This window comes from Streptomyces sp. NPDC001502, from assembly GCF_042894785.1.
Taxonomy (GTDB): domain Bacteria; phylum Actinomycetota; class Actinomycetes; order Streptomycetales; family Streptomycetaceae; genus Streptomyces; species Streptomyces kutzneri.
The window spans coordinates 185302-197601 of sequence record NZ_JBIAVW010000008.1 but is presented as its reverse complement, the minus strand read 5'-3'; the positions used below and the strand labels follow the sequence as shown (position 1 = coordinate 197601).

General features: G+C 68.3%; 11 protein-coding genes. 8 read left to right on the top strand and 3 right to left on the bottom strand.

The annotated features are described in order from the left end of the window. Positions 1-253: 253 nt before the first annotated feature. Both gcl and ACFY0D_RS16410 read left to right on the top strand, forming a co-directional pair. Entirely contained in the window at positions 254-2041 is a 1788-nt protein-coding gene (gcl, locus tag ACFY0D_RS16415) for a glyoxylate carboligase (RefSeq protein WP_189967828.1), read from the top strand. A 278-nt stretch (positions 2042-2319) separates the two neighbouring features. After that, positions 2320-3837: an APC family permease gene (locus ACFY0D_RS16410; RefSeq protein ID WP_390798967.1), complete on the top strand. Its 1518-nt coding sequence runs from the start codon at positions 2320-2322 to the stop codon at positions 3835-3837. A gap of 425 nt (positions 3838-4262) precedes the next feature. On the opposite strand, the gene ACFY0D_RS16405 is transcribed toward ACFY0D_RS16410, so the two are convergent. From ACFY0D_RS16405 to ACFY0D_RS16395, 3 genes are all read right to left on the bottom strand, one after another. After that, positions 4263-5720, bottom strand: coding sequence for a catalase (locus tag ACFY0D_RS16405; protein WP_390798966.1), 1458 nt, complete (start codon positions 5718-5720; stop codon positions 4263-4265). Between the two features lie 211 nt (positions 5721-5931). Continuing rightward, entirely contained in the window at positions 5932-6822 is an 891-nt protein-coding gene (locus tag ACFY0D_RS16400; RefSeq protein WP_390798965.1) for a 2-hydroxy-3-oxopropionate reductase, read from the bottom strand. Between the two features lie 75 nt (positions 6823-6897). Next, positions 6898-7731 (bottom strand): TIM barrel protein, encoded by an 834-nt coding sequence (locus ACFY0D_RS16395; RefSeq protein WP_327738274.1) that lies wholly within the window; start codon positions 7729-7731, stop codon positions 6898-6900. Positions 7732-7911: 180 nt separating this feature from the next. Between ACFY0D_RS16395 and ACFY0D_RS16390 the strand changes: the two genes are divergently transcribed. From ACFY0D_RS16390 to ACFY0D_RS16365, 6 genes are all read left to right on the top strand, one after another. Beyond that, positions 7912-8163 carry a thiamine-binding protein gene (locus ACFY0D_RS16390; protein WP_390798964.1) on the top strand — a complete coding sequence of 84 codons (252 nt, stop codon included), beginning with the start codon at positions 7912-7914 and terminating at the stop codon, positions 8161-8163. Beyond that, on the top strand, positions 8160-8558 hold the full coding sequence (locus ACFY0D_RS16385; protein ID WP_390798963.1) for a helix-turn-helix domain-containing protein: 399 nt from the start codon (positions 8160-8162) through the stop codon (positions 8556-8558). The genes ACFY0D_RS16390 and ACFY0D_RS16385 overlap by 4 nt, the downstream gene beginning before the upstream one ends. A gap of 154 nt (positions 8559-8712) precedes the next feature. Then, a complete protein-coding gene (gene uraD, locus ACFY0D_RS16380) occupies positions 8713-9240 on the top strand; it encodes a 2-oxo-4-hydroxy-4-carboxy-5-ureidoimidazoline decarboxylase (RefSeq protein ID WP_390798962.1) in 528 nt (175 codons plus the stop codon). A gap of 2 nt (positions 9241-9242) precedes the next feature. After that, positions 9243-9632: a hydroxyisourate hydrolase gene (uraH, locus tag ACFY0D_RS16375; RefSeq protein WP_327382449.1), complete on the top strand. Its 390-nt coding sequence runs from the start codon at positions 9243-9245 to the stop codon at positions 9630-9632. 1 nt (position 9633) lies between these two features. Next, positions 9634-10557 carry a factor-independent urate hydroxylase gene (gene pucL, locus ACFY0D_RS16370; protein WP_390798961.1) on the top strand — a complete coding sequence of 308 codons (924 nt, stop codon included), beginning with the start codon at positions 9634-9636 and terminating at the stop codon, positions 10555-10557. 189 nt (positions 10558-10746) lie between these two features. Next, entirely contained in the window at positions 10747-12150 is a 1404-nt protein-coding gene (locus ACFY0D_RS16365; protein ID WP_390798960.1) for an 8-oxoguanine deaminase, read from the top strand. Positions 12151-12300: the final 150 nt, after the last annotated feature.

Genomic DNA, 12300 nt, shown 5'->3' with positions numbered 1-12300 from the left:
CCTCGTCGCTGTGCGTAGGTCCATGCTCCACCACCGGCGACCGCCGGGGGGAGGCCGCACGCCTTTTCCGGGGGATTCCCGCCGGTGGATCAGTGATTTGTACAAGTCGCCGACCGAGATGCGGCTTTTGGTGGCTTCCGAGGTCCCTTACCGCCTTGACGTCGCCGGAGTCGCCGCTTAGCTTGTTCCGTATAGCAGAACAAAACTTCCGGATTACGGAAAAGCCTGACCGCCAGACCCGCAGGAGAACTCGATGCCTCGTATGACAGCCGCCGCCGCTGCAGTGGAGATCCTCAAGCTCGAGGGTGTCGAACAAGCGTTCGGTGTCCCCGGTGCTGCGATCAACCCGTTCTACCGAGAGCTCAAGAACGTGGGCGGCATCGCGCACACCCTCGCCCGCCACGTCGAGGGCGCTTCGCACATGGCCGAGGGCTACACGCGTGCCAAGGCGGGCAACATCGGTGTCTGCATCGGTACTTCGGGCCCGGCCGGCACCGACATGATCACCGGCCTGTACTCCGCGATCGCGGACTCGATCCCGATCCTCTGCATCACCGGTCAGGCCCCGGTCTCGAAGCTCCACAAGGAGGACTTCCAGGCCGTCGACATCGCCTCGATCGCCAAGCCGGTCACCAAGAAGGCCACGACCGTCCTGGAGGCCGCGCAGGTCCCGGGCGTGTTCCAGGAGGCCTTCCACCTGATGCGCTCCGGCCGTCCGGGCCCGGTCCTGATCGACCTCCCGATCGACGTCCAGCTGACCGAGATCGAGTTCGACCCGGCCACCTACGCGCCGCTGCCGGTCTACAAGCCGCAGGCCACCCGCGCCCAGGCCGCCAAGGCCCTGCAGTTCCTGCTGGAGTCCGAGCGCCCGCTGATCGTCGCCGGTGGCGGCATCATCAACGCCGACGCCTCCGACCTGCTGGTCGAGTTCGCGGAGCTGGTGAACGTCCCCGTCATCTCCACCCTGATGGGCTGGGGCACCATCCCGGACGACCACGAGCTGGCCGCCGGCATGGTCGGTGTGCAGACCGCGCACCGCTACGGCAACGCGACGTTCCTGGAGTCGGACTTCGTCTTCGGCATCGGCAACCGCTGGGCCAACCGTCACACCGGCTACAACCTGGACGCCTACACCAAGGGTCGCAAGTTCGTCCACGTCGACATCGAGCCCACCCAGCTCGGCAAGATCTTCGCCCCGGACTTCGGCATCGCCTCCGACGCCAAGGCCGCGCTGGAGCTCTTCATCGAGATCGCCAAGGAGCTCAAGGCCGAGGGCAAGCTGCCGGACTTCTCCGCCTGGGCCGCCTCCGCGCAGGACCGCAAGGCGACCCTGCAGCGCCGTACGCACTTCGACAACATCCCCCTGAAGCCGCAGCGCGTCTACGAGGAGATGAACAAGGCCTTCGGCCCGGAGACCCGCTACGTCACCACCATCGGCCTCTCCCAGATCGCGGCCGCGCAGTTCCTGCACGTCTACCGCCCGCGCAACTGGATCAACTGCGGCCAGGCCGGCCCGCTCGGCTGGACCATCCCGGCCGCCATCGGTGCCGCCACCGCGGAGCCGGAGACCCCGATCGTCGCGCTGTCCGGCGACTACGACTTCCAGTTCATGATCGAGGAGCTGGCGGTCGCCGCCCAGCACAAGGTCCCCTACGTCCACGTCCTCGTGAACAACGCCTACCTGGGTCTGATCCGTCAGGCGCAGGGTGGCCTGGGCATCAACTTCGAGGTCAACCTCGAGTTCGAGAACATCAACACCCCCGAGCTGGGTGTCTACGGTGTCGACCACGTCAAGGTCGCCGAGGGCCTGGGCGTCAAGGCCATCCGCGTCACCGACCCGGACAAGCTGGGCGAGGCCTTCGAGGAGGCCAAGAAGCTGGCCCAGGAGTTCCAGGTCCCGGTCGTCGTCGAGGCCATCCTGGAGCGCATCACCAACATCGCGATGAGCAAGACGGTCGACATGAGCGACGTCACCGAGTTCGAAGAGCTCGCGACCGAGCCGGGCCACGCCCCGACCGCGATCAAGGCCCTGCAGGTCTGATCACCCCCGAAGGACCAGCACCCGGTCCGGCTGTACGCGGCGACCCCCGTCCCTCCGCAAGGAGGGCGGGGGTCGCTCCGTGTTCCGGGGCGCCGCCGCGGTCGCGTACGGAGACGCCGCCACGACGGCTCCTGTACGACGGCTCCCGTACGACGGCGTCCGTTCGGGGCTTCGTCACGTGTGTCGACCGCCGGCGGCCCGTGCGGGCGGCCCGGCAGAGGACACTGACCGGTGCTCCGCCGCGGCCGCGGGGGACAGCGGAGAGTGAGGTGGCCGGCGTGGCGGAGGCTTCGACGGGCGGGCAGGGCCGTGACGGCGAAGGCGACGGCTCCGCCGAGGCCGAGGCCGAGGCGGATGCCGGGGCCGATGTCGAGCGCGGGGGATACCGACAGGAGCTGAAGCGCACGCTGGGCTCCTTCCAGGTCTTCGCGATCTCGTTCGCCTTCATCTCGGTGGCGGTCGGTGTCTTCGGGACCTACGACGAAGTACTCCGGACCGCGGGACCGGTGGGGATCTGGCTCTGGCTGATCGCCGCGGTGGGGCAGACCCTGGTGGCGCTGGTGGTCGCCCAGTTCGCGGCCCGCATCCCGCTCAGCGGCTCCTCCTACCAGTGGGCCTCCCGGCTGGCCGACCCGCGGACCGGCTGGTGGTTCGGCTGGCTGACCTTCTGCTTCCTGGCGATCGCCGTCGTGGCGATCGACAACGCGCTGGCGAGCCAGTCGTTCATGCCGCTCGCCGGCATCGCGGCGGACGAGGACACCGCGCGCGTGATCACGCTCGTGGTGCTGCTCGTCCAGGCCGTCATCGCCATTGCCTCGACGCGCCTGGTCAGCTGGATCAACTCGGTGGCGGTGGGGCTGGAAGTGGCCCTCGTCGTGGTGGTGGCGATCGCGCTCGTCATCGCCGTGGCGGTCACGGGCGACGGCTCGGCAGCCAACCTCACCTCGCGCGGAGTCGCCGCGCACACGCCCGGCTACTTCGCCGTCGGCGGCGGGCTGATGCTGGCGATGATCATGGGTCTCGCCACCCTCGTGGGCTTCGACTCCGCCGCGAACCTGGCCGAGGAGGCCAAGGACCCCCACCGCACCGTTCCGCGCGCGATCGTGGGGTCGGTCGTCGCCGCGGGAATCCTCGGCATGCTCTTCCTGATCGCGCTGACCGTCGCGATCGAGGACGTCCCGCGGATCAGCGCCGACGGGTCGCCGGTCGCGGCGATCATGCGCGAGAACCTCGGTCCGGCCGCGGAGAAGGTGCTGCTCGTCGCGATCTCGTTCGCGTTCTTCGGCGCCGGGATCGTGGTGATGGTCTCCTGCTCGCGGCTGGTCTTCGCGATGTCGCGCGACGCACGCTTCCCCGCGCACCAGGTGATGCGGCGGGTGAACCCCCGTACGCGGACGCCGGTCCCGGCGACCCTGCTGATCCTCGCGCTCGGGTTCGTCCTGATGGTGGCGCTGCCCGGCGCTGCACTGCTGGAGCTGATCACGGCGTCGACGATCCTCCCGGCCGTCATCTACGGGGCGACGATCGTCCTCTACCTGGCCGTCCGCGGCCGCCTGGGCCGCCAGGAGGGCGCCTTCGACCTCGGACGCCTGGAGCTGCCGGTCGCCGTCTGCGCGCTGGTCTGGACCCTGCTCGCGCTGTTCGTCCTCGTGACGCCGCGCGAGGCGCTGGTCCCCGTCGTGGTCGTGGCCGGCCTGCTCCTCCTGGGAGGGCTGTTCTTCCTCGGCATGCTGGTGTTCGACCGCGAGGCGCTGGACACCGAACCCGGCGAGGACATCTTCCGCAAGGTCCACTGAGGAGAGCTCCCGTCCCGGGGCGGGGTCCTGCCCGGGCACGGCAAAGCGCCGAGTCACGGGACCGTCCGTGACTCGGCGCTCTGGTTTGTTACCGCCCGACGGTGCGAGGCTGGCGCGACAGGACGTTCGCACCGCCGGGCGGAGTGTGTGGGGAGGTGGGTACCTCCGCGTGCAGGGGGCTCTGTGCGTAGCCCCTGTGCGAAGAGGATCGGCTGGGACCGTGGCGGGCGGGCGACGAGAACTCCGGCGTCGTCTCCCTCAGGTCAAGAGACGGGCCTCGGAACCCATTACCACCGCACTGGCTCGCACGCTCGCCACGGTCCTCGTCCTGCCCTCACCGTGTACCACCCCTCATCCGGGTCCACGGGTCGGGCTGAGCACCCGGGGCCTGACCTCCCGTCAGGCCCCCGGTACAACCGGGTGGCTCAGGCGTCGCGCAGGGCGCGGACGGCCTCCTCGACGCGCTTGCCGTAGTCGGCGTCGGCGGCGTGGAAGTGAGCCAGGTTCTTCTCGATGACGTCTTCCAGGGTGACCTGCGACAGACCGCCGGCGATGTTCGCCACCAGACGCTGCTTCTCGGCCTCCGACATCAGGCGGTAGAGCTCACCGGCCTGGAAGAAGTCGTCGTCCTTGGTGTGGGCCGGAGCCTCGTGGGTGCCCGTGTAGCCGGAGACGGCCTTCGGGGCGCCTAGCGCCAGACCGGTCTCGGCCGGACCCTGGTACGAGTTGGGCTCGTAGTTCTTGTCGTGGCGCGAGCCGTTGCGCAGCGCCATGACACCGTCGCGGCCGTAGTTGTCGGCCTCCGTCGCCTTCGGGGCGTTGACCGGCAGCAGGGTGTGGTTCACACCGAGGCGGTAGCGCTGGGCGTCGGCGTAGGCGAAGAGGCGGCCCTGGAGCATCTTGTCCGGCGAGGCGGTGATGCCCGGGACGAAGTTGTTCGGGGAGAAGGCGGACTGCTCGACCTCGGCGAAGACGTTGTCCGGGTTGCGGTCGAGGACCAGACGGCCCACGCGCTGCAGCGGGTAGTCGCTGTGCGGCCACACCTTGGTGAGGTCGAACGGGTTGAAGCGGTAGTCCGCGGCCTCGGCGGCGGGCATGATCTGCACGTGCAGGGTCCACGAGGGGTTCACACCGCGCTCGATGGCCTGCAGCAGGTCGGTCTGGTGCGAGTTCGCGTCCTTGCCGACGAGCTCGGCGGCCTGCTCGCCCGACAGGCTGCGGATGCCCTGGTTCGTCTTGAAGTGGTACTTGACGAAGAAGGCCTCGCCCTGCTCGTTCGTCCACTGGTACGTGTGGGAGCCGTAGCCGTTCATGTGACGGTACGACGCCGGGATACCGCGGTCACCCATGAGCCAGGTGATCTGGTGCGTCGCCTCGGGGGCGTGCGCCCAGAAGTCCCAGACGTTGTCCGGCTCCTGCTTGCCCGTGAAGGGGTCGCGCTTCTGGGAGTGGATGAAGTCGGGGAACTTGATCGGGTCCTTGATGAAGAACACCGGGGTGTTGTTGCCGACGAGGTCGTAGTTACCCTCTTCGGTGTAGAACTTGAGCGCGAAGCCGCGCGGGTCGCGGACCGCGTCCGCGCCGCCGAGCGAGTCGGCGACGGTGGAGAACCGCAGGAAGGTCTCGGTCTTCTTGCCGACCGTGTTCAGGAACGCGGCGCTGGTGTACGCGGTGACGTCGTCGGTCACCTCGAAGTAGCCGTACGCGGCCGAGCCGCGGGCGTGCACCACACGCTCCGGGATGCGCTCACGGTTGAAGCGGGCGAGCTTCTCGAGGAGCTGCTGGTCCTGGACCAGGAGCGGGCCACCGACGCCGGCGGTGGCGGAGTTCTGATTGTCGGCGACCGGGGCGCCGGACTCGGTCGTCAGCGTGCGCTTCGACATGGTGACCTTCCGTACGGGGTAACTGCTGACGGAAAGCGTCTTCCGTCATGCGGAACAGCCTAATTTCGGCACGAACTAAACGTCAACAGTTTGTTGAACGAAGTTGAAGGGTGAGTGGTAATCCGGACGGCGCCGGCGCTTGGGCGCGACAGGACAGGTGTCAGCACCGGCGCCATCCGGAAACTCAGGTCCCCCGCGAGAGGGGGAGTGCTCAGATCTGAGCGCCGGAGAGGCGCTCGACGGCACGGAGCAGGGCCGAGTGGTCCAGGCCGCCGTCACCCTGGGCGCGCAGCGAGGCGACCAGCTGGGCGACGACCGCGCCGACCGGCAGGGCGGCACCGACGTTGCGGGCGGCGTCGGTGACGATGCCCATGTCCTTGTGGTGCAGGTCGATCCGGAAACCGGGCTTGAAGTCGCGGTTCAGGAAGTTGTCCTTCTTGCGGGTCAGGACCGTGGAGCCGGCCAGACCGCCGTTGAGGACGTCCAGGGCGGCGGTGAGGTTCACGCCCGACTTCTCAAGGAAGACGACGGCCTCGGCGCACGCCTGGATGTTCACCGCGACGATGAGCTGGTTGGCGGCCTTCACCGTCTGGCCGGAGCCGTGCGGGCCGCACAGGACGATGACCTTGCCGAGGGCTTCGAGGACCGGCAGGGCCTCGTCGAAGTCGGCCTGCTCGCCACCCACCATGATCGACAGGACGGCCTCGATGGCGCCGGCCTCGCCGCCGGACACCGGGGCGTCGATGACGCGGATGCCCTTTGCGGCCGCATTCTTCGCGAGGTCGACCGAGGTCTGCGGGGTGATCGACGACATGTCGATGATCAGCGCGCCGGACTTCGCGTTCTCCAGGATGCCGTTCTCACCGTAGGAGATGGCCTCGACCTGCGGGGAGGCGGGCACCATCGTGATGATGACGTCGGCGTCCGCCACGGCCTCGGCGATCGAGCCGGCCGCGGTGCCGCCGGCGGCGGCCAGACGGTCCAGCTTGTCCTGCTCCAGGGTGAAGCCGGTGACCGGGTAGCCGGCCTTCAGGAGGTTCTCGGCCATGGGGGAGCCCATGATTCCGAGACCGATCCAGGCAATCTTGGGGAGGTTGCTCATGATGAGGGTCCTTCTCTTAATGCTTTGTACGAAAAGTTCGTGAAGTGCCTGGCTGATCGCCCGGACTTTGTCCGCCTACTTCGCGGCGCGGGCCTCGGCCGGCAGCCATGCGAAGGAAGCGGCAGCGTCGGCGGCCTTGTACTCCAGGCCTACGTAGCCCTCGTATCCGGCCTTCTTCAGCTGGTCGAGCAGCTCCTCCAGGGGCAGCTCGCCGGTGCCGGGGGCACCGCGTCCGGGCTTGTCCGCGATCTGGACGTGCCCGGTCTTGGCGGCGTACTTTTCGATGACCTCGGAGAGGTCCTCATCGTTCATCGCCAGGTGGTACAGGTCGAGCAGGAACTTGGCGTTGCCGAGGCCGGTGGCCTCGTTCACCTTGTCCACGACCTCGATGCCGGCCGGTGCGCTCACCAGGGGGTAGAGCGGCGACTCGGGCTTGTTGAGGGTCTCGATCAGGAGGATCGCGCCGACGCGGTCCGCGGCCTGAGCCGCCACGACCAGGTTCTTCAGGGCGAGCTCGTCCTGAACGGCCGGCTCCACGCCTTCGACGCGGTTGCCGTAGAGGGCGTTCAGTGCCTTGCAGCCGACCGAGGCCGCGAAGTCCGCGGCCACGTTGATGTTGGCGTTGAAACGCTCCGACTCCTCACCGGGTACCGAGACCGCACCGCGGTCCGGGCCCGGCAGTCGGCCGGCATAGAAGTTCAGTCCCACCAGCTGGGTGCCGGCGTCCTCAAGAGCCTTCTTGAGGGCGTCGAGCTCCTCCTGTGCGGGGGTGGGGGTCTCGATCCAGGGCCACCACAGCTCGACCGCCGTGAAGCCCGCCGCGGCGGCGGCCGCGGGGCGCTCCAGGAGCGGGAGTTCCGTGAAGAGGATCGACAGGTTCACATCGAAGCGCTGGTCCGTGTATCCCATGAGGGGTGTGCGCTCCTTCCGTATTGCGGAAGTTATTTTCTGTCTGATGGAAGATTGCATGGGGGTCCGCGCGGATGTCAAGTGCGGACTGCCGAAAAGTCCTCCCCGCCCGCCGCCCGACCGCCACCCCTCAGGGAGGCGCTGTCGCGCCGCCCCTTCCTGCCCGGGTAGCTTGACGGCGTGCGATTGAGAGTGGAGTTCACGACCGAGCCCTTCGATCTGGAAGAGGCTCCTGCCCATGCCGTGGCGGCCCGCGAGGTCATCCAGAAGGCCCAGCTGGACGCGGTGGACGTCGGCCCCTTCGGCAATACCGCCGAGGGCGAGGCCGACCGGGTGCTGGCCGCGGTGGAGGCGCTGCTGCGCGACTCCCTGGAGGCCGGCGCCACGCGTGTCTCGCTCCAGGTCAACGTGATCGGGGAGGAGGTGTCATGACCGAGCCCCGCGACCACCCCTTCATCACCGCGGTCAAGCCGCTGGTGGACGCCATGGGCGGCGAGCTGATGGATCCCTCCCTGGCGCAGCCCGACGACGTCGTGCTCGCCTGGGAGGGCCAGGACCTGCTGGCGGTGCGCCTGCCGCAGCTCTCGGACTCGCTGGACCACATCCTGGCGGCCCTGGAGCGCCGGTTCGGCGTACCGTTGGCGCAGCTCGACCGAAAGTCCAAGCAGGACGTCGTACGGATACTGGAGGCGCGAGGCGCCTTCTCCGTGCGGCACGGCGTGGAAACGGTCGCGGGCGCCCTGGGCGTGAGCCGCTTCACCGTCTACAACTACTTGAACAGGGACTCCGGCACCCCCAAGGGGGCGGGCAAGAGCAGCCAGGAGTGAACGGCGTCTGACTCACGGTGACGAGCCGCCGCCCAATTCACCCGGGCGGCGGCTTTTGTGTACGGGAAGTTTCAACAAAGTGTTGACGCCGTGTTGTCGAGGGCGTTAGCTATGCGCAGCCCGTCAAAGCAACAACAGGCCACGGAGGCCTACCGTGACTTCGAGTCCGACCCCGGGTCTCACCCGGTTCAACGCCTTGGACGACAGCGCGGCCACGGCCGAGCTGCACGAGGTGTGCGCCAGCTCGGCGTGGGGGAGCAAGATGCTCGCCCAGCGCCCCTTCGCCACCGCCGACTCCCTGTTCGCCGCGAACGAATCCGCCATGGCGGAGCTCACCGCGGACGACCTGGGCGAAGCGATGGGAGGCCACGCGCCGATCGGCCGGCCGAAGCCGGGAGACCCGACCTCCGCCCGCGAGCAGCGCGGCATGGCCGGTGCCTCGGAGGAGCTCAAGAGCGAACTCCTCGAACTGAACCTGGCCTACCAGGACAAGTTCGGCCACGTCTTCCTCATCTGCGCCACCGGTGCGACCGGTGAGTTCATGCGTGACGCGGTCAAGGTCCGGATCGACAACTCGCCGGAGCAGGAGCGGGAGACCGCCCGCGGCGAGCTCGTCAAGATCAACAAGATCCGCCTCACCCGTCTCGTCGAACGCGCAGAAGCAGAAGCAGAAGGAGCGTGACCATGAGCACCGAAACCACCGCGTCGGTGTCCACGCACATCCTGGACACCAGCATCGGCAAGCCCGCCGAGGGCGTCGCCATCTCCCTGTCGGCCCGTACGGGCCTCCACGGCGAGTGGGCGGCCCTGGGTGGCTCCGCCACCGATGCGGACGGGCGCTGCAAGGACCTGCCGGCGCTGCCGGAGGGCACCACACACGTGCGTCTCGACTTCGAGACCGAGACGTACTTCGAGAAGAAGCAAGCCGAGGCGCAGCAGGACGCCCCCCGCGTAAGGGACAGCGGTGCGTTCTTCCCCGAGGTCACCATCACCTTTGCGGTGAACCCGGGCGAGCATTACCACGTACCGCTGCTGCTCAACCCGTTCGGCTACTCCGTTTACCGAGGGAGCTAGCATGGCCACGATTCTGGGCCAGAACCAGTACGGCAAAGCAGAGAACCGCGTCGTCAAGATCACGCGGGACGGCGACACGCACCACATCAAGGACCTGAACGTCTCGGTCGCCCTCTCCGGCGACATGGACGACGTCCACTACTCCGGCTCGAACGCCAACGTCCTGCCGACGGACACCACCAAGAACACGGTGTACGCCTTCGCCAAGGAATACGGCATCGAGTCCGCCGAGCAGTTCGGCATCCACCTGGCGCGCTGGTTCGTCACCAGCCAGGAGCCGATCCAGAAGGCACGCATCCGGATCGAGGAGTACTCCTGGTCCCGGATCGCCACCTCGGACGCCAACTCGAAGTTCATCGGCTCCGACGAGGTGAACCACTCCTTCGTCCGTGAGGGCCAGGAGACCCGGGTCACCCAGATCACGTACGACGGCACGAACTGGGAGGTCATCTCCGGCCTCAAGGACCTCGTCGTCATGAACTCCACGAACTCCGAGTTCTGGGGTTACGTGAAGGACAAGTACACGACGCTCAAGGAGGCCTACGACCGGATCCTGGCCACCCAGGTGTCGGCCCGCTGGCGCTTCAACTGGTCGGACGACGAGCAGCGGATGCCCAACTGGGAGAAGTCCTACGCCGAGGCCCGCAAGCACATGCTCCAGGCCTTCGCGGAGACCTACTCCCTGTCGCTGCAGCAGACCCTGTACCAGATGGGTTCGCGCATCATCAACCACCGTTCGGAGATCGACGAGGTCCGCTTCTCGCTCCCGAACAAGCACCACTTCCTCGTCGACCTGGAGCCCTTCGGCCTCAAGAACGACAACGAGGTGTACTTCGCCGCGGACCGTCCGTACGGTCTGATCGAGGCCACTGTTCTCCGGGACGGCGCCGACGCCCGTATCCCCGTGGACATGACCAACCTCTGACGCGGGACGCGCGTCCCGGGGCTCCGCAGTGGCCCCGGGATCGCGCGACACTCCCAGCTTCCTGAATCGGCACCCGGACGTATCACACGGGGCGGCAGTACTGTCAGCTGTCAAGGCCCCCGGCTCCGGCACTCAAATCTCCTGGGCCTTGCCGTGCCCGCACCGCCACTGAAAGCACGAGGAAGTCCCATGGCAGCATCGGCAGCCCATGACAGCGCCGCCCTGCGCATCGTCATCGAGAACTGTGCGATCGCGACCGTCGACGCGAACGACACCGAGTACGCCTCGGGTCACATCGTCATCGCCGGCAACCGGATCGAGTCCATCGGCGCGGGCAAGGCCCCCGAGAACCTCGACAACGTAGTCCGCCGCATCGACGGCACCGGGCACCTCGTGACCCCCGGCCTGGTCAACACCCACCACCACTTCTACCAGTGGATCACGCGTGGTCTGGCCACCGACCACAACCTCTTCAACTGGCTGGTCGCGCTGTACCCGACGTGGGCGCGCATCGACGAGCAGATGACGTACACGGCCGCGCAGGGCTCCCTCGCCGCGATGGCCAAGGGTGGTGTGACCACCGCGATGGACCACCACTACGTCTTCCCCAAGGGCTCCGGCGACCTGTCCGGCTCGATCATCCGCGCCGCGTCCGAGATGGGTGTCCGCTTCACCCTCGCCCGCGGCTCGATGGACCGCAGCGAGAAGGACGGCGGCCTGCCGCCGGACCACGCCGTCGAGACCCTCGAAGGCGCGCTCGCCGACACCGAGGCGACCGTCAAGAAGTTCCACGACGCCTCCTTCGACTCGATGACCCAGGTCGCCGTCGCCCCGTGCTCCCCCTTCTCGGTCTCCACCGAGCTGCTGAAGCAGGGCGCCGAGCTGGCCCGCCGCCTCGGTGTGCGCATGCACACGCACGGCTCCGAGACCGTCGAGGAAGAGCAGTTCTGCAAGGAACTGTTCGGCATGGGACCGACCGACTACTTCGAGTCGACCGGCTGGCTCGGCGAGGACGTGTGGATGGCGCACAGCGTCCACATGAACGACTCCGACATCGCCGCGTTCGCCCGGACCAAGACCGGTGTCGCGCACTGCCCGTCCTCCAACGCCCGTCTGGCCGCCGGCATCGCCCGCGTCCCGGACATGCTCGCCGCCGGTGTCCCGGTCGGCCTCGGCGTGGACGGCACCGCCTCCAACGAGTCCGGCGAGCTGCACACCGAGCTGCGCAACGCGCTGCTGATCAACCGCCTGAACCCGGTCCACCGCGAGCGCGCCCTGAACGCGCGCCAGGCCCTGCGCCTCGGTACGTACGGCGGCGCCCAGGTCCTCGGCCGCGCCGACAACATCGGTTCGCTGGAGGCCGGCAAGTGCGCCGACCTGGTGCTCTGGAACCTCAGCACCTTCCTGCACTCCTCGATCGCCGACCCGGTCACCGCGCTGGTCTTCGGTGCGGCGGCCCCGGTCACCGCGTCGTTCGTCAACGGCAAGCAGATCGTCGAGAACAACCGCCTCCTCTTCGCCGACGAGGACGCCATCGCCGTGTCCACGCGGGAAGAGGCCCAGCGCCTCGCGCGGATCTCCGCGCAGGCCTGATCCCACGGAGTCCGGCCGGGGGGGACGGCCCCCGGCCGGCAGCCGCGGACCCGAGCGGGGTCCGTGGACAGCCGTTCCCGGGTAGCGCCTGAGGAAATCCGAAGGCGCCCCGGGGGCGGTGACTCGTGCAACCAGCCCCGCGGCGCGCAG